Origin of the sequence: Pseudomonas sp. FDAARGOS_761, from assembly GCF_013343155.1 — a bacterium.
GTDB classification, from domain to species: Bacteria; Pseudomonadota; Gammaproteobacteria; order Pseudomonadales; family Pseudomonadaceae; genus Pseudomonas; species Pseudomonas aeruginosa.
In genome coordinates this window covers 5,155,049-5,173,544 of the sequence record NZ_CP054572.1, presented here as the reverse complement: position 1 = coordinate 5,173,544, position 18,496 = coordinate 5,155,049, and the positions used below count along the sequence as shown (strand labels likewise).

The following is an 18,496-nucleotide window of genomic DNA, read 5'->3' as shown; positions in this document are numbered from 1 at the left end:
CGCAGGTCATGGGCGGTGGTGGTGTGGTCACCAGCTTACCAGCCGAACTCGTCGGCGAGGTCCTCCGCCCGCTGGCGCGAACCGAGGATCGGTTGCAGTTCGTCGACGAGCTGCTGCCGATAGCGGGGCGCGACGCTGCAGTCGTCCAGCAGGATGTCCTCGCCGGCGCCGCTCCAGACCTCGCCGAAGCAGGCCAGGCTGGCCGCCATCTGCCACAGGTCGTCGAAGCACGGGGCCGGGTCCCAGCCCCTGCCGCCATGCAGGTCGAAGAGTATGCGCCCGCTGCCGGTCTCGAGGATGAACGGGTCGGCGCCCTGGTCGGCCACCACCAGCCAGTCGTCCTGCCAGCCCGACAGGCGCTCGCCGCTGATGCCGTGCCAGCGATAGCCGGCCTGGCGCTGCCAGAGGCGGGCCAGGGACGGCAGGAAAAATGGGTTGCCGGCACTCTCCAGGGTGCAGTCGAGCGGGCCGACCTCGCGGTAGAAACGCTCCAGCTCGGCGGGCAGGGCGATATCGCCCTGCCAGTCGGCGGCGGGTTGCGCCGCGCAAGGCTCGCCAAGCGCCAGTAGGCGTTGGCGAATGCTCGCGGAAGCCGGGCTCATCCTCAGGCTCCCCGCTGCCAGAGCGCGTAATGTACGTTGCCGGCTTTCTTTTCCCGGTGCAGCCGCCAGTTTCCGGGCAGGCCGAGGGACGAGGGGACGTTCTCGCTCTCGGTATAGATCCAGGCGTCGGGGTTCAGCCAGCCGCGGGTTTCGAGCAGGCGGCAGGCGTCCTGCAGCAGGTTCTGATGGAACGGCGGGTCGAGGAACACCAGGTCGAAGGCGCTCGGAGCCTGGTTTCCCAGGTAGCGCACGGCATCGCCGAGGACCAGTTGGGCGGTGCCGCACTTGAGCGCGTCGAGGTGGTTGCGCAGGGCCGCCACCGCTTCGCCGTTGGTATCCAGGGCCAGCCCTTCGCGGGCGCCGCGCGACAACGCCTCGAGGAACAGCGCGCCGCTGCCGGCGAAGGGATCGAGCACCCGTGCGCCTTCGACATAGGGTGCCAGCCAGTTGAACAGGGTCTCGCGGACCCGGTCCGGGGTCGGTCGCAGGCCGGGCCCGTCGGGAAAGACGAAACGCCGGCTGCGCCATTCGCCACCGATGATCCGCAGCTGTCCCTGGCCGCCGTGGCGGCCGGGGGCTTTCGCAGTAGGTTTGCTCATCAATGCTCCGGAACGCCGCTGGGTTGCTGGGCCGGCTTGGCGGTGGGTGGCGGCAGGGGTTTCTGCGGCACGCTCGGGCCGGCGCTGACGATGACGAAGGCGTCGGCGTCCAGGTGCTTGGCCATGGCGGTCCTGACCTGTTCGACGCTGAGTCCCTCGACCTGCTTGAGGAAGCTTTCCAGGTAGTCCAGCGGCAGGCCGTAGAAACCGATGGCGCCGAGCTGGCCGACGATGTCGGCGTTGCTCGCGGTGGACAGCGGGAAGCTGCCGGCCAGTTCGCGCTTGGCGTCGTCCAGCTCCTTCTGGGTCGGGCCGTTGGCCAGGTAGTCGCGGACGATGTCCTGGACCAGCTTCAGCGCACCTTCGCTGAGTTCGGCGCGGGTCTGGAAGTTGATCATGAACGGACCGCGTGCCTGCATGGCGGTGAAGCCGGAATAGATGCCGTAGGTCAGGCCGCGCCTTTCTCGCACCTGGTCCATCAGGCGGGTGCCGAAGCCGCCGCCGCCGAGGATCTGGTTGCCCAGGTAGAGCGCCGCGTAGTCGGGATCCTGGCGGTCGATGCCAAGCTGGGCGAGCATCAGGTGGGTCTGCTCGGAGGGGAAGTCGATGTGCGTCAGGCCGGGCTTGGGCGTTTCCGGCTGGGCGGTCTTGGCCAGCGCCGGGCCCTGGGGCAGCGCCTTGGAGACTTCTGCGGCGATCGCTTCGGCCTCCTGCCGCGAGAGGTCGCCGACCAGCGCGATGACCACGTTGCCGGCGGCGTAGGCTTTCTTGTGGAACGCCTGCAATTGTTCGCGGCTGATCGGTGGAACGGACTTTTCGTCGCCGTCGCTGGAGTGCGCGTAGGGATGCTCGCCATAGAGGCGCTTGAACAGCTCCAGCCCGGCCAGCTTGCCGGGGTTCTGCTTCTGGTACTCGAAACCGGCCAGGACCTGGTTCTTGATGCGTGCCAGGGCGTCCTCGGGGAAGGTCGGCTGGCCGATCACCTGTTCGAACAGCTTCAGCGCCTGGGTCCGCTTGTCGGCGTCGGACAGGCTGCGCAGGCCGGCCACCGCCATGTCGCGGTAGGAACCGTTGCTGAACGAGGCGCCGAGGTCCTCGAAGCCGGCGGCGATGGCAGTGGTGTCCTTGCCCGGCACGCCTTCGTTGAGCATGGCGTTGGTCAGCATCGACAGGCCGGGGGTGCCGGCGTCCTGGCTGCTGCCGGCGGCGAAGGTCAGGCGCAGGTCGAACATCGGCAGTTCATGGGCCTCGACGAACAGCACCTTGGCGCCTTCGGCGGTCTTCCATTCCTGGATGTCCAGCTTGCGATGGACCGGCGCCTGCTTGGCGACGTCCTTCAGCGACTGCAACTGGTTTTCCTCGACCGCCGCGGCATGGGCCGCCGCCGGGGTCTGGGTGGGACGCGCGACGAAATAGGCCAGCGCGGCCAGCAACGCAATGACGATCAGGCCGAGCAGGCCATAACGCAGCCCTGTGCGCTCACTCATGACGGGCCTCCTTTTCCTCGGCCTTCACAGGCAGCACTTGCGCCAGGGTCAGGCGCGACGGGGTGAAATAGGTGCGGGCGGCTTTCTGGATATCGTCCGGAGTCACTGCCTTGAGGGCCTCCAGGTCCTGGTCGATCAGCTTCCAGGACAGGCCGACGCTTTCCAACTGGCCGATGCTGCTGGCCTGGGCGGCGATGGAGTCCTTCTCGTAGACCATCCCGGCGATCATCTGCGCGCGCACGCGCTCGATCTCCGCGGCGCTGGGCGGGTTCTGCTTGAGGTCATCGAGCTGCTTCCACAGACCGGCCTCGACCTGCTCGAGGGTCTTGCCCTTCTGCACGTTCGGCGTGGCCGAGAGGACGAACAGGCTGTCGCCGCGGTTGAACGCGTCATAGTAGGTGGAGGCGCCGGCGACCAGCTCCTCGCCGCGCTCCAGGCGCGAGGCCAGGCGGGCGCTGTAGCCGCCATCGAGCAGCGCGCCGATCAGGCGCAGGGCGTTGACTTCGCGAGGATTCTCGCTGCTGCCCAGGCTGGGCACATTGAAGCCCATGATCAGGTTCGGCAGCTGGGTGCGTACGTACAGCTTGAGCCGGCGCTCGCCGGGCTCGGCCAGTTCCAGCGGCTTGCGCGCCGGCGGCAGCTGGCGCCAGGGGATCTCGCCGAAGTAGCGCTTGGCGAGGGTCTTGACCTCGTCGGCGGTGACGTCGCCGACCACTACCAGGGTGGCGTTGTTCGGCGCGTACCAGGATTCGTACCAGTGGCGCAGGTCGTCGATGGTCATGCGCTGCAGGTCGGCCATCCAGCCGATGGTCGGGGTGTGGTAGCCGCTGGCCGGGTAGGCGGCGGCCTTGAAGCGCTCGAAGGCGAGGGCGTTGGGATTGTCGTCGGTGCGCAGGCGGCGCTCCTCCTTGATCACCTCGATCTCGCTCTTGAACTGGTCGGCCGGCAGGCTCAGGTGGGCCATGCGGTCGGCTTCCATCTCCAGCGCTACCGGCAGGCGGTCGCGGGCCAGGACCTGGTAATAGGCGGTGTAGTCGTCGGTGGTGAAGGCGTTCTCTTCCGCACCCAGGTCGCGCAGCACCCGCGAGGCTTCGCCCGGGCCGAGCTTGCGGCTGCCCTTGAACATCATGTGTTCGAGGGCGTGGGACAGGCCGGTGAGCCCGGGTGTCTCGTAGCTGGAGCCGATCCTGTACCAGAGCTGGGAAACCACCACCGGGGCGCGGTGGTCTTCACGCACTATGACCTTCAGGCCGTTGTCGAGGCTGAACTCGTGGGTGGGCTGGGTTTCCGCCGCCTGGGCGAAAAGCGGGAGACAAAGGCTGGCTAGGAGCAGGCCGACGCGGCGGCGAGCTGGGGTTTTCATGGTGATCTGGACCTTTCGTGCCGCCACCGGGGTCTCAGGTCACTGCGGGGCAGGACCCTTAGCCCCGTCGGGCGAGGAGATGCTAGGATACCCATCCGTTTTCCGGGCGGCCACGTCCCGTGCCGCTCCCTTGAGATACAAGCATTCATGTTTGGTTCCAACGACGACAAGAAGGCCCCGCAGGGCGGGGAAAAGAAAGGTCTGTTCGGCTGGTGGCGGAAAAAGCCGCAAGCCGGCGAGCAGCCTGCCGATCAGCCTGTCGAGCCGGTCTCCGAGACAGCGGCCGCCGAGCAGCGCGCGCCTGCCGATGGCGTGGCGCAATCCCTGACAGAACAGCCAGGTCGGCAGCAGCCCTCCGCTGCCGAGCCGGCCGAGCCGCCGGCGCCGGTTGCCGAAGCGCCGCTCGCCGGTGACGAGCCAGCGTCGGCCGAGGAGCATTCGCCCCGGCCCGAGGCGCCCGTCGCGCAACCCGAGCCTATCCTGGCTGCCGAGCCCGAGCCCGAGCCCGAGCCCGAGCCCGAGCCCGTTGCGCCGCTGGCCGCCGCTCCGGCAGTCAGCGAGCCGGCGACCAGGCCGGGCTTCTTCGCCCGCCTCCGGCAGGGACTGTCCAAGACCAGCGCCAGCATCGGCGAAGGCATGGCCAGCCTGTTCCTCGGCCGCAAGGAAATCGACGACGACCTGCTCGACGACATCGAGACGCGCCTGCTGACCGCCGACGTCGGCGTCGAGGCCACCACCCTGATCGTGCAGAACCTGACCAAGCGCGTGGCGCGCAAGGAGCTGGCCGACAGCGGCGCGCTGTACAAGGCGCTGCAGGAAGAGCTGGCCAGCCTGCTGCGCCCGGTGGAGCAGCCGTTGCAGGTCGACGTCGCGCGCGAGCCCTATGTGATCCTGGTGGTCGGGGTGAACGGCGTGGGCAAGACCACCACCATCGGCAAGCTGGCGAAGAAGCTGCAACTCGAGGGCAAGAAGGTCATGCTGGCCGCCGGCGACACCTTCCGCGCCGCCGCCGTGGAGCAGTTGCAGGTCTGGGGCGAGCGCAACCGCATCCCGGTGATCGCCCAGCACACCGGCGCCGACTCCGCCTCGGTGATCTTCGACGCGGTGCAGGCCGCCAAGGCCCGCGGCATCGACGTGCTGATCGCCGATACCGCCGGACGCCTGCATACCAAGGACAACCTGATGGAGGAGCTGAAGAAGGTGCGCCGGGTGATCGGCAAGCTGGACGAGACGGCGCCCCATGAGGTCCTGCTGGTGCTCGACGCCGGCACCGGGCAGAACGCCATCAACCAGGCCAAGCAGTTCAACCTCGCGGTGGAGCTGACCGGCCTGGCCCTGACCAAACTGGACGGCACCGCCAAGGGCGGGGTGATCTTCGCCCTGGCCAAGCAGTTCGGCCTGCCGATCCGCTATATCGGTGTCGGCGAGGGGATCGACGATCTCCGTACCTTCGAGGCCGACGCCTTCGTCCAGGCACTCTTCGCAGAGCGGGAGAACGCATGATCCGCTTCGAGCAGGTCGGCAAACGCTATCCCAACGGCCACGTAGGCCTGCATGAGGTGTCCTTCCGCGTGCACCGTGGCGAGATCCTCTTCGTCACCGGCCACTCCGGCGCCGGCAAGAGCACCCTGCTGCGCCTCATCCTGGCGATGGAGCGACCGACCAGCGGCAAGCTGTTGCTCGGCGGCCAGGACCTGGGGCGCATCACTACCGCGCAGATCCCTTTCCTGCGCCGGCAGATCGGCGTGGTGTTCCAGAACCACCAACTGCTCACCGATCGTACGGTGGCGGACAACATCGCCCTGCCGCTGCAGATCCTCGGCATGCCCAAGCCGGAGATCGCCAAGCGCGTGGCCTCGGCCCTGGAGCGGGTGAACCTGAAGGAAAAGGGCGAGGCGTTGCCTTCCGACCTTTCCACCGGCCAGCAGCAGCGGGTCGGCATTGCCCGCGCCATCGTCCACCAGCCGGCCCTGCTGCTGGCGGACGAACCCACCGGCAACCTCGACCCGCGACTCGCGTCGGAAATCATGGGCGTGTTCGAGGATATCAATCGCCTGGGCACCACCGTACTGATCGCCAGCCACGACCTGGCCCTGATCGCCCGTATGCGCCATCGCATGCTGACCCTGCAGCGTGGCCGGATCATCGCTGACCGTGAGGACGAGGCCTGATGAGCGCCAACGATCTTCCCCGTGGCCCCGAAGAGGGCGCACCGGAACGCAAGACCCGCGAGAAACCGAGCCAGGAACAGACCGACTGGAGCGGCTCGTTCAGCGCCTACCTGGAAAGCCATCGCGCCAGCCTGGTGGACAGCCTGCGCCGGTTGTTCGGCCACCCGTTCGGCAGCTTCTTCACCTGCCTGGTGATGGGTATCACCCTGAGCCTGCCGATGGGCCTCTCGCTGCTGCTGAACAATGTCGAACGGCTCGGCGGCTCCTGGCAGCGCGCCGCGCAGATCTCCCTGTTCCTCGACCTGAAGACCAGCGAAAACCAGGGCCAGGACCTGCGCGAGCAGATCGAACGCCTGCCGGACGTGATCGAGGCCCAACTGATCAGCCGCGAGCAGGCGCTCAGCGAATTGCAGGAACAGTCCGGCCTGGGCGAAGCGCTCAAGGAGCTGCCGGAGAACCCGCTGCCGCCAGTGATCTCGGTCACGCCCAAGCAGATCGACCGGGCCGGCCTGGAAGCGCTGCGCCAGCAGCTCGCGGAGCTGCCTCATGTGCAGCAGGCGCAGCTCGACCTGGTATGGGTCGAGCGCCTGAGCGCGATCCTCAAGCTCGGCGAACGCTTCGTCTTCGGCCTGACCATCCTGCTGGTGCTGACCCTCTTGCTGGTGGTGGGCAACACCATCCGCCTGCACATCGAAAATCGCCGTAACGAAATCGAGGTGATCAAGCTGGTCGGCGGGACGGACGGTTACGTGCGCCGGCCATTCCTGTACATGGGCGCGTTGTACGGCCTGGGCGCGGGCATCCTGTCCTGGGCGCTGCTGGCCTATTCGCTGAACTGGCTGAACGGTTCGGTGGTCAACCTTTCAGGGCTGTACGGCAGCGACTTCGGCCTGCAGGGCGTGCCGCTGGACGACGGCCTGTCGCTCACCGTCGGCGCGGTGCTGCTTGGCTGGGTCGGCGCCTGGCTGGCCGTGGCCCGCCACCTGCGCGAGCTGGCGCCGCGCTGAGGACAGGGGAATCACGACCGGTCAGCGGGTCGCTGTAAAGGAACTTATACACCCGCTTGCAGTCAGATATCCGAGTGCTACACTGCGCGAGTTTCGTGAATCGGAGGATTCGCATGACCACTTCTTTGCAACCTGTACATGCCTTGGTTCCAGGCGCAAACCTGGAAGCCTACGTGCACTCGGTGAACAGCATTCCGCTGTTGTCGCCGGAACAGGAGCGTGAACTGGCCGAACGCCTCTTCTATCAGCAAGACCTGGAAGCGGCGCGGCAGATGGTGTTGGCGCACCTGCGCTTCGTTGTTCATATCGCCAAGAGTTATTCGGGGTACGGCCTGGCCCAGGCCGACCTGATCCAGGAAGGCAACGTCGGCCTGATGAAGGCCGTGAAGCGTTTCAACCCGGAAATGGGCGTTCGCCTGGTGTCCTTCGCCGTGCACTGGATCAAGGCGGAGATCCACGAGTTCATCCTGCGCAACTGGCGGATCGTCAAGGTCGCCACCACCAAGGCGCAGCGCAAGCTGTTCTTCAACCTGCGCAGCCAGAAGAAGCGCCTGGCCTGGTTGAACAACGAGGAAGTCCATCGCGTCGCCGAGAGCCTGGGGGTCGAGCCCCGCGAAGTGCGCGAGATGGAAAGCCGCCTGACCGGCCAGGACATGGCGTTCGACCCGGCCGCCGACGCAGACGATGAGAGCGCCTACCAGTCGCCGGCGCATTACCTCGAAGACCACCGCTACGACCCGGCGCGCCAGTTGGAAGAGGCCGACTGGAGCGACAGCTCCAGCGCCAACCTGCACGAGGCGCTGGAAGGCCTCGACGAGCGCAGCCGCGACATTCTCCAGCAGCGCTGGCTGTCCGAGGAGAAGGCCACGCTGCACGACCTGGCGGAAAAGTACAACGTCTCCGCCGAGCGTATCCGGCAGCTGGAAAAGAACGCCATGAGCAAGCTGAAAGGGCGGATTCTCGCCTGATCGCCGCGCCTCGCGAAAACCGCACCCCGCAAGGGTGCGGTTTTTTTCTGCCCGGAGGAATCCCATGCCGCGCAATACCCGCTGGCTGTTCTACCTGTCGCTGGCGGTCCTGACCTTCGTCGTCGGCGCCTGGCTGGTCCGTACGCCGGAACCGGCGCGGCCGTTGCCGTGGCTGGCCGACTGGCAGGAGCAGGTGCTGGCGCCGTTGGCGGACAACGCCCTGACCCTGCGCCAGCTGCACGACGCGGTGGATGGCGAGCTGTGGGTGGACCCGCGCCTGGATGGCGTGCGCCTGGCCTTCCGTGGCCGCCTGCTGGGCGACGGCGGCCCCTGGCAGGTGGAAGGCGAGCTGGGTCTGAGCGCCGAGGAGCAACTGAGCCTGCAGCGGGCATCCGCGTTGCAGCCTGGCAGCGCGCCGCAGCCATTGAGCGCCGGATTGGAAGGACAGTTGGGCGACAAGCCGATCGTGGCGCTGAGCATGATTCCCGAAGGCAGGGTCGGTGCCGAGCGGCTGCTGGCCAGTCTCGGCCAGCCGCGCCTGCGCCTGCAACTGGCCCAGGGCGAGGCCTGGGTCTATCCGCAACTGGGCCTGACCGCGCACCTGCCGGACGACGACTTGCGACTGATGCTCGCGGTGCCGCGCCAGGCCCTGGAAAAACCGCCGCGTTGAGCTTTCAGCGCTCCAGGCGCAGCAGGTAGTCGTCGCCGCCCAACTGCCACATCTGCTGGCGAATCCAGGCCGCGCGCTGGCGCACGTAGGGGCCCGGCTTGGCCGCGCTCCATTTCAGCGGGCTGGGCAGCACCGCGGCGAGCTGGCTGGCCTGGGTGCGGCTCAGGCGCTCGGCGTCGAGGCCGAAGTGATAGCGTGCCGCAGCCTGCGCGCCGAAGACGCCCGGGCCCCATTCGGCGCTGTTCAGGTAGACCTCGAGAATCCGTTGCTTGGTCCAGAGCGTCTCGATCAGCAGGGTGAACCAGGCCTCCAGGCCCTTGCGCAGCCAACTGCGCCCGGACCAGAGGAAGACGTTCTTCGCCACCTGCTGGCTGAGCGTACTGGCGCCGCGGATACTGCCGCCGCGCTCGTTGTGCGCGAGGGCCTGCTGGATGGCCGGCAGGTCGAAGCCGTGGTGCTCGGCGAAGTGCTGGTCCTCGCCAGCGATCACCGCGACCTTCAGGCTGTCCGGCAACTGCTCCCAGGAGCGCCAGTCGCGCTGCAGGTCGATGGGCTGGCCGTCGACCCAGGAGCCGACCTTGCGTTCGACCATGACCATGGTCCCCGGTGGCGGCACCCAGCGCAGGACCGCGACCAGCACGACGCTGGCGGCCATGAACCAGAGCAGGTACTTGAACAGGCGGCGGAACAGGAATCGCAACATGCGCGGCTTGGCTTGGAAGAAGGGGGCGGCCATTATAGCGGGCTGGATGCTATCACCGGAGTCTTGTCCATGCTTCGTCCCTTCCTGTTGTTGGCGGCATTTTTCGGTTTCACCGGCGTGGCCCTCGGGGCGTTCGCCGCCCACGGCCTGAAGAAGCAGCTCAGCGCCGAGTACCTGGCGGTATTCCAGACCGGCGTGCACTACCAGTTGATCCACGCCCTGGCGCTGTTCGGCGTGGCGCTGCTCGCCACCCGCCTGGACGGCCGCCTGGTGAGCGCGGCGGGTGGCCTGTTCACGCTGGGCATCCTGCTGTTCTCCGGCAGCCTCTACCTGCTGACCCTCAGTGGCATCGGCAAGCTCGGCATCGTCACCCCGTTCGGCGGCGTCTCCTTCCTCGCCGGCTGGCTGTGCCTGGGGCTGGCCGCCTGGCGCCTGGGCAACGCCTGAGACCGGTTGCCTCAGGCGGCGCACTTGTCGACAAGGCGCCTTGGTCATCGGGGTGGATCGGGCTAGAATGCCGCTCCCTTTCACTTTCGTGACCGTCCAGCCATGCAGATTCAACTGAACGGCGAGCCCTTCGAGCTGCCCGACGCGCAGAGCGTCGCGGACCTGCTGGCCCGCCTGGAGCTTGGCGGCCGCCGCGTGGCCGTCGAGCTGAACCTGGATATCGTGCCGCGCAGCCAGCACGCCAGCACCGCGCTCAAGGATGGCGACCGCGTGGAGATCGTCCACGCCATCGGCGGCGGCTAGGCCTGGCCCCCGAACCCTTCCATCGGCCCCGCAAGCCTTTCCATCCAGGAGTCATCCGATGAGCCAAGCATCCAGTACCGATACCCCCTTCGTCATCGCCGGCCGTACCTATGGCTCGCGCCTGCTGGTGGGGACCGGCAAGTACAAGGACCTCGACGAGACCCGCCGGGCCATCGAGGCCTCCGGAGCGGAGATCGTCACGGTGGCGGTGCGGCGCACCAACATCGGGCAGAATCCCGACGAGCCGAACCTGCTGGATGTGATCCCGCCGGATCGCTATACCATCCTGCCGAACACCGCCGGCTGCTATGACGCGGTCGAGGCCGTGCGCACCTGCCGCCTGGCCCGTGAGCTGCTGGACGGGCACAACCTGGTCAAGCTGGAAGTCCTCGCGGACCAGAAGACCCTGTTCCCCAACGTCGTCGAGACCCTCAAGGCCGCCGAGCAACTGGTGAAGGACGGCTTCGACGTGATGGTGTACACCAGCGACGACCCGATCATCGCCCGCCAGCTGGCCGAGATCGGCTGCATCGCGGTGATGCCGCTGGCCGGCCTGATCGGCTCCGGCCTGGGCATCTGCAACCCCTACAACCTGCGCATCATCCTCGAGGAAGCCAAGGTCCCGGTGCTGGTCGACGCCGGCGTGGGCATCGCTTCCGATGCAGCGATCGCCATGGAGCTGGGTTGCGAGGCGGTGCTGATGAACACCGCCATCGCCCATGCCAAGGAACCGGTGATGATGGCCGAGGCCATGAAGCACGCGATCGTCGCCGGTCGTCTCGCCTACCTGGCCGGACGCATGCCGCGCAAGCTGTATGCCAGCGCCTCGTCGCCGCTGGACGGCCTGATCGACTGATACCGACTACCTGGGGCGGGCTGTCCGCCGGATGCGGGAAGCGTCCGGCAGGCAGCCCGCCCTTCTGTCTCTAGCAAGGTTTTCTTTTCCATGAGCGATACCCCGCAATCCCCGGCCCAGGACTCCCTGGCGGAACACGACGAAGCACGGCCGATGCGCACCGTGAAGAGCTTCGTGATGCGCGCCGGGCGCATGACCGAAGGCCAGCAGCGTGGCCTCGACCTGGGCTGGCCGAAGTTCGGCCTGGAACTGAGCGATGAGGTTCAGGACTTCGACGCGATCTTCGGTCGCCGGGCGCCGCGGACTTTCGAGATCGGCTTCGGCATGGGCCATTCCACCCTGGAAATGGCCGCCGCCGCGCCTGACATCGACTTCATCGGCGTCGAGGTGCACAAGCCGGGCGTCGGCGCGCTGCTCAACGGCCTGCTGACCCAGGGCCTGGGCAACGTGCGGGTGTATAGCTGCGACGCGCTGGAAGTGCTGCGCCACTGCGTGGCCGACGCCAGCCTCGATCGGCTGCTGCTGTTCTTCCCCGATCCCTGGCACAAGAAGCGCCACCACAAGCGGCGGATCGTCCAGCCGGAATTCGCCGAACTGGTGCGGCGCAAGCTGAAGGTCGGCGGCGTGCTGCACATGGCCACCGACTGGGAGCCCTATGCCGAGCACATGCTGGACGTCATGAGTGCGGCGCCGGGCTACCGCAACCAGGCCGAAGACGGCCGCTTCGTACCGCGCCCGCAAGAGCGTCCGGTGACCAAGTTCGAACGGCGCGGGGAGCGCCTGGGACATGGCGTCTGGGACCTCAAGTTCGAGCGCATCGACTGATCCACCGCACCAGCGACGTATCCCTGGCGCCGAACCGGCGCCGGGACTCCAAGCAGACCGGGAACACCCGGCGGACCTCACCTTCAAGCTGCACGTTTCCCGGCTTCGGCCGGATCCAATAATAAGAGCGGCACGGCTCGGCCGGCTGCAAAGGAGACTGCTGTGTTGAAGAAACTGGGCATCCTGTTGCTCGGGGCCGGTTGCGCCTGGGCGGCGCAGGCCAAGGTAGACGAAGTCCAGGCCGCACGCCTGGACCAGGACCTGACCCCGCTGGGAGCGGAGCGGGCCGGCAACGCCGATGGCAGCATCCCGCCCTGGACCGGCGGCATCACCCAGGCGCCGGCCGGCTACCGGCCCGGCATGCATCACCTCGACCCGTTCGCCGCCGATCGTCCGCGCCTGGTCGTCGACAGCCGCAACATGGCCGCCTACCAGGCGCTGCTGACGCCGGGCACCCAGGCCTTGCTGCAGGCCAACCCGGACTACCACCTGCGGGTCTTCCCCACCCGCCGCAGCGCATCCCTGCCGCAGCGCCTGTACGACGCTACCCGCGCCAACGCCAGCCGCGCCGAGCTGATCGCCGACGGCAACGGCGTGCAGGGCGCTGCCGCCGGTGTGCCCTTCCCCCTGCCGCAGAGCGGCCAGGAAGCGATCTGGAACCACATCATGCGCTACCGCGGCGAGCAACTGCACCTGCAGACCAACCAGGCGGCGGTGCTGGCCAACGGCAGCTACAACCTGCTCAAGCTCGACCGCTACCTGTACTTCGTCTATGGCCGCGAGGGGATGATCCCGGAGAACCTCGACAACACGTTGTTCTACTACAAGTACAAGGTGGTCGCGCCGGCGCGCCTGGCCGGTTCGGCGCTGGTGGTGCAGGAAACCCTCGACCAGGTGCTGTCGATCCGCAAGGCCTGGCGCTTCAACCGTGGCGAGCGGCGCGTGCGGCGCTTGCCGACCCTGGCCTACGACAGCCTGCAGCCGGATACCAACGGCATGGCCACGGCGGACACCGTGGATGTCTACAACGGCGCACCGGACCACTACGAGTGGGCGTTGCTCGGCAAGCGCGAGATGCTGGTGCCTTACAACAGCTACGCGGTGCACCAGAAGGGCCTCGCCTATGGCGACATCCTCAAGAGCCGCTTCATCAATCCCGACCTGCTGCGCTACGAGCTACATCGCGTCTGGGTGGTCGAGGCGACCCTGCGCAAGGGCTTCAGCCATCCCTACGCCAAGCGCCGCTTCTACCTCGACGAAGACAGCTGGCAGATCCTCGCCGCCGACATCTACGACAAGGATGGCGTGCTGACCCGGGCCCAGGAGGTCCATCCGATCAACTACTACGATGTGCCGCTGGTCTCCAGCACCCTGGAAGCGATCTACGACTTCAAGGGCGGCCGCTACTTCGTCGATGGGCTGGACAACAACGAGCCGATGTACGACTTCGGCGTGCAGGTCGGGCCGCGCGACTTCACCCCGCAGGCGCTGCGCCGGGAGGGTAACTGAGGCGGACGGCCCTCAGACGATCAGCTCGGCGCCGCGCAGCGTGCCGTCGTCGTCCAGGCGCGCTGGCGCCGGGCTGATCTGCAGGTACTTGATGCTGTCCCGCGGGATCAGCAGCAGGTCGCCGTCGACCTCGACGCTGAGATAGGGCGTGTCCAGTTGCTGGCGGATGCTGCGGGCGACCTCGGCCGGGTCGTCCTGCTGGCGCGGGAAGCGCAGCGACAGGCGCTGGCCGTCGGTGAAATGCAGATAGAGGTGCTTGATCGGTTTCATGCGGGCTCCCGGAGGCCATGACGCTCTTGGGGACGGCGCTGGCCGCCGGGAGACCGGGGGCTCAGCTGCGATCGGCGATCATGCCGATCACGAAGAACACTAGCAGGAGCACGGGCGCCAGGGTGTAGTTGTTGAAGTAGCCGAGGCCCTTGGCCAGCCAGGGGGTGACGAAGACCATCGCCAGGCCGTAGCCGACCGCGCAGATCAACACGAACAGCAGGGTGCGGAAGACGAAGTTGAGGCTGCCGATGCGCTGCTGTACCCAGGCGTTGATCGCCGGGCCGAACAGCACCAGCAGGGTGGCCATGATGGCCAGGGAAATGTCCGACAGGTGGCTGCGGCTCCAGCGCGACAGGGTGGCGATCAGGTCCAGCGCGTAATCCATCGAGGGTTCCTTGTAACGAATCGGCGTGTCGGTCGGCGGAGTTTACCTGCCTGCCGGCACGGATGGGCGTGCATCCGTCGTCACGGCAGGAAATGTTGCAGCAGGTCATTGAGGAACAGCTGGCCGCGTTCGCTGGGACGCAGGCGCTGCGGGTCGTCGGCGAGCAGCCCGGCGTCGCGCGCGGCGGCGCAGGCATCGGTGATCGTCGCCAGCGGCTGGCCGGTGCGCTGCGGGTAGAGCGCGGCGGGGACGCCGTCGACCAGGCGCAGCACGTTCATCATGAACTCGAATGGCAGGTCGGCCGCTTCCAGCGGGCGCTCGCCGGCCTGGAAGGCCTTTTGCGGGTTGAGGTAGTCCTTCGGCAGGCGGGTCTTCCAGGTCCGCACGATGCGTCCGTCCGGCGCGCTCAGCTTGGAGTGGGCGCCGGCGCCGATGCCGAGGAAGTCGCCGAAGCTCCAGTAGTTCAGGTTGTGCCGGGCGCGCAGGCCGTCGCGGGCGTAGGCGGAGGTCTCGTACTGGCGGTAGCCGTGCGCGTCGAGCAGGGCCTGGCCGGCTTCCTGGATGTCCCAGAGGATGTCGTCCTCGGGCAGCTCCGGCGGCTGGCTCCAGAACACCGTGTTCGGCTCCATGGTCAGTTGGTACCAGGAGAGGTGCGTGGGGGCCAGGGCGAGGGCCTGGCGCAGGTCGGCCAGGGCGTCGTCGAGGCTCTGCCCGGGCAGGCCGTGCATCAGGTCGAGGTTGAAGTTGTCGAAGCCGGCCTGGCGCGCCATGTCGGCGGCGCGCACTGCCTCGGCGCCGTCGTGGATGCGCCCCAGAGCCTGCAGCTTGTCGGCCTGGAAGCTCTGCACGCCGATGGACAGGCGATTGATGCCGAGGCGCCGGTAGTCGGCGAACTTGACCTGTTCGAAGGTGCCGGGATTGGCTTCCAGGGTGATCTCGATGCCGTCGGCGAAGCCGACCCTGCGCTCGACGCCTTCCAGTAGCCGGCCCAGGGCCTTGGCCGAGAACAGGCTGGGCGTGCCGCCGCCGAAGAAGATCGAACCCAGGCGCCGGCCGTGGACATGGCGCAGGTCCTGCTCCAGGTCGGCGAGCAGGGCGTCGACATAGGCCTCTTCGGGCAGCTCCGGGCCAGCGGCGTGGGAGTTGAAGTCACAATACGGGCACTTGCGCACGCACCAGGGGATATGCACGTACAGGGCCAGGGGCGGGAGCTGGAACGGGGTGGCTTGGGTCACGGCGGGGCAGGGTGGGGGCGGTTTCGGGGCGCTATCGTGGCATGAGTTCGGCCAACCTCCAAGGCGGCCGGACGAAACGCCGTGCCGACGCCGCCCGGGGGCGGCGCCGGCGGTTGCGGCTCAGAGACCCAGGCGCTGCTTGAGCAGGGCCATGGCGCGGGCCCGGTGGCTGAGGCGGTTCTTCTCCTCGGGCGCCAGCTCGGCGCTGGAGCAGTCGCGTTCCGGCACCCAGAACAGCGGGTCGTAGCCGAAGCCGTGGGCGCCGCGGGCTTCGCGAAGGATGCGGCCTTCCCAGATGCCCTCGCAGAGGATCGGCAGCGGGTCGTCGGCGTGGCGCACCAGCGCCAGCACGCTGACGAACTGCGCGCCGCGCTCGGCGTCCGGGACATCCTTCATGGCCTCCAGCAGCTTGGCGTTGTTCGCCGCGTCGCCCCGGCCGTCGGCATAGCGCGCCGAGTAGATGCCCGGCGCGCCGCCGAGGAAGTCCACCGCCAGCCCGGAGTCGTCGGCCAGCGCCGGCAGGCCGGAGAGGCGTGCGGCGTTGCGTGCCTTGAGGATGGCGTTCTCGACGAAGGAAAGACCGGTTTCCTCCGGTTCCACCTGGCTGAACTCGCCGATCGAGCGCACCTTCACGCTGGCGCCGAGCATGGCCTGGAGTTCCTTGAGTTTGCCGGCATTGTGGCTGGCCAGCACCAGCTGTTCGAGCTTGATCATTCGTCCGGGAAGATTTCCTTGTTGAAACTGAAGGTTTGCGCAGGTTCGCCCTTGGCCTCGACCTTGATGGTGAAGACCAGGGTCTCGCGCTGGCTGATCGGGAATTGCGCCAGGTTGTAGATGGCGCCTTCCTCGCTGACCCGGCGGAACTCCAGGGGAATGACCTTGCCGGTCAGGTCCTTGGCCGAGCCGGTCACGCTGGCCTCCACCGGCTTGCCTTTCTCCATCGGCACCACGTTGATCACGCCCTGCGCCTTGCTGCGTACCAGGCCGACCGCGCTGGCCACGTTGGGTTGGAGGAAGCTGGAGTTGAACACGTTGTAGTGGACGTCCAGGTCGCCGAAGCGCTGCACCTGCTCGGCGAGGACCGGCAGGCTCAGGCAGAGGCCGAGGACGAAAGCGGTGAAGCGGCGCATGGTGGTTTCTCCTGAAAGGTGGCATGGACGTTGTCCATGGTCTGCTGCCGGCGGCCTTGGCCGGCTTCGGCAGCGCTCTCCCGAGGACGAGCGGAGGGGCGCCCGGCCCTGGCCCGCAGCCTGGCGCGTTCCTAGACGGCGAGGTTGCGGGTCTGCACTCCGGGTCCGGTGACCCGGTAGATTCCAATCTCACCCAATAGATTAGGCCACAGCCGGCTGGCCCAGCCATGCCGGTGGTCACGGTCTACGGCCAGGCGGTCGAGCACGCGCATGCGCAACTGGCGGCACAGGCGCTCGAAGTCCTGGAAGGTGCAGAAATGGATGTTCGGCGTGTTGTACCAGGTATACGGCAGGAACTCGGAGACCGGCATCCGGCCGTTGCGCGCCAGGTACCAGCGGCAGCGCCAGTGGCCGAAGTTGGGGAAGGTGATGATGCAGGTCTTGCCGACCCGCAGCATCTCTTCGAGGATCTTGTCCGGATAGTGCACGGCCTGTAGCGCCTGGGTCATCACCACCACGTCGAAGCTGTCGCTGGCGAAGTTGCCCAGGCCCTTGTCGAGGTCCTGCTCGATCACGTTCACCCCGTTTTCGATGCAACGGGCGATGTTGTCGGGGTCGATCTCCAGGCCGTAGCCGCTGACCTGCTTGTGGTCGCGCAGCCAGGCCAGGAGTTCGCCGTCGCCGCAGCCGAGGTCGAGGACGCGGCTGCCGGCGGGAATCCATTCCTGGATGATTTCGAGATCGGCGCGCATCGGGTCCTCACACGCTGATGCGGTTCATGTAACCGCTGAAGGCTTGCAGGTACCGGGGGATCGGCATGAGGAAGGCGTCGTGGCCTTGCGGGGCGTCGATCTCCAGGTAGCTGACGTTCTTTTTCGCCGCGATCAGGGCGTCGACGATTTCCCGCGAGCGGGCCGGCGAGAAACGCCAGTCGGTGGTGAAGGACATCAGGCAGAAGTCCGCCTCGACGCCCTCCAGGGTGCGCACCAGGTCGTCGCCGTGGGCGGCGGCGGGGTCGAAGTAGTCCAGCGCCTTGGTCATCAGCAGGTAGGTATTGGCGTCGAAGCGGGTGGAGAACTCCTCGCCTTGGTAGCGCAGGTAGCTCTCGACCTGGAACTCGACGCTGTGCAGGTCGTAGTTGAGCTTCTCGGTCTTCAGTACACGGCCGAACTTGGCGCCCATGGCGTCGTCGGACAGGTAGGTGATATGGCCGACCATCCGCGCCAGCTTGAGACCGCGCTTGGGAATCACGCCCTGTTCCTGGAAGTAGCCGCCGAGGAACTCAGGGTCGGAAAGAATCGCCTGCCGGGCGACTTCGTTGAAGGCGATGTTCTGCGCCGACAGCTTCGGCGCGCTGGCGATGCACAGGCAGTGACGGACGCGTTCGGGGTAGCTGATGGTCCATTGCAGCGCCTGCATGCCGCCGAGGCTGCCGCCGACCACCGCGGCCCACTGGCGGATGCCGAGGCGGTCTGCCAGGCGCGCCTGGCTATGCACCCAGTCTTCCACCGTGACCATCGGGAAGTCCGCGCCGTAGACTTTGCCGGTCGCCGGATTGATGCTGGCGGGGCCGCTGGATCCGTTGCAACCGCCGAGGTTGTTGAGGGCGACGACGAAGAACTTGCGGGTGTCGATCGGCTTGCCCGGACCGATGCAACTGTCCCACCAGCCCGGCTTGCGCTCGTCGACGCTGTGGTAGCCGGCGGCGTGGTGGTGGCCGGAGAGGGCGTGGCAGATCAGCACCGCGTTGCTCTGCGTGGCATTCAGCTCGCCGTAGGTTTCGATCACCAGGTCGTACTCGGCCAGGGACTTGCCGCTGGTCAGCTCGAGCGGTTCGTTGAAGTGCAGCGTCTGGGGGGAGACCAGACCGACGGAGTCGTCGGGGAAGACTGTGGGCATCGACCCTGCTCTCGAACAAAGGAGGGCGCCAGTCTAAAGAGCGTCGCCCCCAGCGGCAAGCGCGCTG

General features: G+C 67.4%; 22 protein-coding genes. 10 read left to right on the top strand and 12 right to left on the bottom strand.

Annotated elements, in window-relative coordinates; genetic code table 11:
* Positions 1-35 precede the first annotated feature (35 nt).
* Genes FOC67_RS24110 through FOC67_RS24095 form a run of 4 tightly spaced genes read right to left on the bottom strand, consistent with a single transcriptional unit; the run spans position 36 to position 4,078 of the window.
* Positions 36-602 (bottom strand): hypothetical protein, encoded by a 567-nt coding sequence (locus FOC67_RS24110; RefSeq protein ID WP_003084491.1) that lies wholly within the window; start codon positions 600-602, stop codon positions 36-38.
* A gap of 2 nt (positions 603-604) precedes the next feature.
* The gene (gene rsmD, locus FOC67_RS24105; protein WP_009315052.1) at positions 605-1,201 is read right to left on the bottom strand and encodes a 16S rRNA (guanine(966)-N(2))-methyltransferase RsmD; all 597 of its coding nucleotides are present in this window, start codon (positions 1,199-1,201) and stop codon (positions 605-607) included.
* Positions 1,201-2,688, bottom strand: a complete 1,488-nt coding sequence (locus FOC67_RS24100; protein ID WP_003084496.1) for a pitrilysin family protein — start codon at positions 2,686-2,688, stop codon at positions 1,201-1,203. The genes rsmD and FOC67_RS24100 overlap by 1 nt, the downstream gene beginning before the upstream one ends.
* A complete protein-coding gene (locus FOC67_RS24095) occupies positions 2,681-4,078 on the bottom strand; it encodes a pitrilysin family protein (RefSeq protein WP_003084498.1) in 1,398 nt (465 codons plus the stop codon). The genes FOC67_RS24100 and FOC67_RS24095 overlap by 8 nt, the downstream gene beginning before the upstream one ends.
* Positions 4,079-4,198: 120 nt before the next feature.
* On the opposite strand from FOC67_RS24095, the gene ftsY reads away from it, so the two are divergent.
* From ftsY to FOC67_RS24070, 5 genes are all read left to right on the top strand, one after another.
* Positions 4,199-5,554 carry a signal recognition particle-docking protein FtsY gene (gene ftsY / locus FOC67_RS24090; RefSeq protein WP_009315053.1) on the top strand — a complete coding sequence of 452 codons (1,356 nt, stop codon included), beginning with the start codon at positions 4,199-4,201 and terminating at the stop codon, positions 5,552-5,554.
* On the top strand, positions 5,551-6,222 hold the full coding sequence (ftsE, locus tag FOC67_RS24085; protein WP_003084505.1) for a cell division ATP-binding protein FtsE: 672 nt from the start codon (positions 5,551-5,553) through the stop codon (positions 6,220-6,222). The genes ftsY and ftsE overlap by 4 nt, the downstream gene beginning before the upstream one ends.
* Positions 6,222-7,229: a permease-like cell division protein FtsX gene (ftsX, locus tag FOC67_RS24080; protein WP_003084508.1), complete on the top strand. Its 1,008-nt coding sequence runs from the start codon at positions 6,222-6,224 to the stop codon at positions 7,227-7,229. Before ftsE ends, ftsX begins: the two co-directional genes overlap by 1 nt.
* A 113-nt stretch (positions 7,230-7,342) precedes the next feature.
* Positions 7,343-8,197 (top strand): RNA polymerase sigma factor RpoH, encoded by an 855-nt coding sequence (rpoH, locus tag FOC67_RS24075; RefSeq protein WP_009315054.1) that lies wholly within the window; start codon positions 7,343-7,345, stop codon positions 8,195-8,197.
* A 64-nt stretch (positions 8,198-8,261) separates the two neighbouring features.
* Positions 8,262-8,867: a hypothetical protein gene (locus FOC67_RS24070; protein WP_003084511.1), complete on the top strand. Its 606-nt coding sequence runs from the start codon at positions 8,262-8,264 to the stop codon at positions 8,865-8,867.
* Between the two features lie 4 nt (positions 8,868-8,871).
* On the opposite strand, the gene mtgA is transcribed toward FOC67_RS24070, so the two are convergent.
* A complete protein-coding gene (mtgA, locus tag FOC67_RS24065; RefSeq protein ID WP_009315055.1) occupies positions 8,872-9,603 on the bottom strand; it encodes a monofunctional biosynthetic peptidoglycan transglycosylase in 732 nt (243 codons plus the stop codon).
* Positions 9,604-9,639: 36 nt separating this feature from the next.
* On the opposite strand from mtgA, the gene FOC67_RS24060 reads away from it, so the two are divergent.
* From FOC67_RS24060 to FOC67_RS24040, 5 genes are all read left to right on the top strand, one after another.
* Positions 9,640-10,017, top strand: a complete 378-nt coding sequence (locus FOC67_RS24060; RefSeq protein WP_003084513.1) for a DUF423 domain-containing protein — start codon at positions 9,640-9,642, stop codon at positions 10,015-10,017.
* Positions 10,018-10,119: 102 nt separating this feature from the next.
* Positions 10,120-10,320 (top strand): sulfur carrier protein ThiS, encoded by a 201-nt coding sequence (gene thiS / locus FOC67_RS24055; RefSeq protein WP_003084514.1) that lies wholly within the window; start codon positions 10,120-10,122, stop codon positions 10,318-10,320.
* A gap of 58 nt (positions 10,321-10,378) precedes the next feature.
* Complete coding sequence (locus FOC67_RS24050) at positions 10,379-11,176, top strand: thiazole synthase (protein ID WP_009315056.1); 798 nt, start codon at positions 10,379-10,381, stop codon at positions 11,174-11,176.
* Between the two features lie 153 nt (positions 11,177-11,329).
* Entirely contained in the window at positions 11,330-12,001 is a 672-nt protein-coding gene (trmB, locus tag FOC67_RS24045; protein ID WP_003128948.1) for a tRNA (guanosine(46)-N7)-methyltransferase TrmB, read from the top strand.
* A gap of 162 nt (positions 12,002-12,163) precedes the next feature.
* Positions 12,164-13,510, top strand: coding sequence for a DUF1329 domain-containing protein (locus tag FOC67_RS24040; RefSeq protein ID WP_003084522.1), 1,347 nt, complete (start codon positions 12,164-12,166; stop codon positions 13,508-13,510).
* A gap of 12 nt (positions 13,511-13,522) precedes the next feature.
* Here the strand turns inward: FOC67_RS24040 and FOC67_RS24035 are convergent, their stop codons facing one another.
* From FOC67_RS24035 to FOC67_RS24005, 7 genes are all read right to left on the bottom strand, one after another.
* Positions 13,523-13,780, bottom strand: a complete 258-nt coding sequence (locus tag FOC67_RS24035) for a hypothetical protein (protein WP_003084524.1) — start codon at positions 13,778-13,780, stop codon at positions 13,523-13,525.
* Positions 13,781-13,841: 61 nt separating this feature from the next.
* A complete protein-coding gene (locus FOC67_RS24030; RefSeq protein WP_003084525.1) occupies positions 13,842-14,165 on the bottom strand; it encodes a DUF3392 domain-containing protein in 324 nt (107 codons plus the stop codon).
* An 80-nt stretch (positions 14,166-14,245) separates the two neighbouring features.
* On the bottom strand, positions 14,246-15,400 hold the full coding sequence (gene hemW / locus FOC67_RS24025) for a radical SAM family heme chaperone HemW (protein WP_003128950.1): 1,155 nt from the start codon (positions 15,398-15,400) through the stop codon (positions 14,246-14,248).
* A 120-nt stretch (positions 15,401-15,520) separates the two neighbouring features.
* Complete coding sequence (gene rdgB / locus FOC67_RS24020) at positions 15,521-16,114, bottom strand: RdgB/HAM1 family non-canonical purine NTP pyrophosphatase (protein ID WP_003084527.1); 594 nt, start codon at positions 16,112-16,114, stop codon at positions 15,521-15,523.
* Positions 16,111-16,530, bottom strand: coding sequence for a DUF4426 domain-containing protein (locus FOC67_RS24015; protein ID WP_003084528.1), 420 nt, complete (start codon positions 16,528-16,530; stop codon positions 16,111-16,113). Before FOC67_RS24015 ends, rdgB begins: the two co-directional genes overlap by 4 nt.
* Positions 16,531-16,661: 131 nt before the next feature.
* Positions 16,662-17,282, bottom strand: a complete 621-nt coding sequence (gene metW, locus FOC67_RS24010) for a methionine biosynthesis protein MetW (RefSeq protein ID WP_003084530.1) — start codon at positions 17,280-17,282, stop codon at positions 16,662-16,664.
* A 7-nt stretch (positions 17,283-17,289) separates the two neighbouring features.
* Positions 17,290-18,429, bottom strand: coding sequence for a homoserine O-acetyltransferase (locus FOC67_RS24005; RefSeq protein WP_003084535.1), 1,140 nt, complete (start codon positions 18,427-18,429; stop codon positions 17,290-17,292).
* Positions 18,430-18,496: the final 67 nt, after the last annotated feature.

What these genes read in the sequence shown, in the direction of transcription:
- FOC67_RS24110 (WP_003084491.1), bottom strand. Translation starts at nt 602, where the DNA reads ATGAGCCCGGCTTCCGCGAGCATTCGCCAACGCCTACTGGCGCTTGGC.
- rsmD (WP_009315052.1), bottom strand. Translation starts at nt 1,201, where the DNA reads ATGAGCAAACCTACTGCGAAAGCCCCCGGCCGCCACGGCGGCCAGGGA.
- FOC67_RS24100 (WP_003084496.1), bottom strand. Translation starts at nt 2,688, where the DNA reads ATGAGTGAGCGCACAGGGCTGCGTTATGGCCTGCTCGGCCTGATCGTC.
- ftsY (WP_009315053.1), top strand. Translation starts at nt 4,199, where the DNA reads ATGTTTGGTTCCAACGACGACAAGAAGGCCCCGCAGGGCGGGGAAAAG.
- ftsE (WP_003084505.1), top strand. Translation starts at nt 5,551, where the DNA reads ATGATCCGCTTCGAGCAGGTCGGCAAACGCTATCCCAACGGCCACGTA.
- ftsX (WP_003084508.1), top strand. Translation starts at nt 6,222, where the DNA reads ATGAGCGCCAACGATCTTCCCCGTGGCCCCGAAGAGGGCGCACCGGAA.
- rpoH (WP_009315054.1), top strand. Translation starts at nt 7,343, where the DNA reads ATGACCACTTCTTTGCAACCTGTACATGCCTTGGTTCCAGGCGCAAAC.
- FOC67_RS24070 (WP_003084511.1), top strand. Translation starts at nt 8,262, where the DNA reads ATGCCGCGCAATACCCGCTGGCTGTTCTACCTGTCGCTGGCGGTCCTG.
- mtgA (WP_009315055.1), bottom strand. Translation starts at nt 9,603, where the DNA reads ATGGCCGCCCCCTTCTTCCAAGCCAAGCCGCGCATGTTGCGATTCCTG.
- FOC67_RS24060 (WP_003084513.1), top strand. Translation starts at nt 9,640, where the DNA reads ATGCTTCGTCCCTTCCTGTTGTTGGCGGCATTTTTCGGTTTCACCGGC.
- thiS (WP_003084514.1), top strand. Translation starts at nt 10,120, where the DNA reads ATGCAGATTCAACTGAACGGCGAGCCCTTCGAGCTGCCCGACGCGCAG.
- FOC67_RS24050 (WP_009315056.1), top strand. Translation starts at nt 10,379, where the DNA reads ATGAGCCAAGCATCCAGTACCGATACCCCCTTCGTCATCGCCGGCCGT.
- trmB (WP_003128948.1), top strand. Translation starts at nt 11,330, where the DNA reads ATGCGCACCGTGAAGAGCTTCGTGATGCGCGCCGGGCGCATGACCGAA.
- FOC67_RS24035 (WP_003084524.1), bottom strand. Translation starts at nt 13,780, where the DNA reads ATGAAACCGATCAAGCACCTCTATCTGCATTTCACCGACGGCCAGCGC.
- FOC67_RS24030 (WP_003084525.1), bottom strand. Translation starts at nt 14,165, where the DNA reads ATGGATTACGCGCTGGACCTGATCGCCACCCTGTCGCGCTGGAGCCGC.
- rdgB (WP_003084527.1), bottom strand. Translation starts at nt 16,114, where the DNA reads ATGATCAAGCTCGAACAGCTGGTGCTGGCCAGCCACAATGCCGGCAAA.
- FOC67_RS24015 (WP_003084528.1), bottom strand. Translation starts at nt 16,530, where the DNA reads ATGCGCCGCTTCACCGCTTTCGTCCTCGGCCTCTGCCTGAGCCTGCCG.
- metW (WP_003084530.1), bottom strand. Translation starts at nt 17,282, where the DNA reads ATGCGCGCCGATCTCGAAATCATCCAGGAATGGATTCCCGCCGGCAGC.
- FOC67_RS24005 (WP_003084535.1), bottom strand. Translation starts at nt 18,429, where the DNA reads ATGCCCACAGTCTTCCCCGACGACTCCGTCGGTCTGGTCTCCCCCCAG.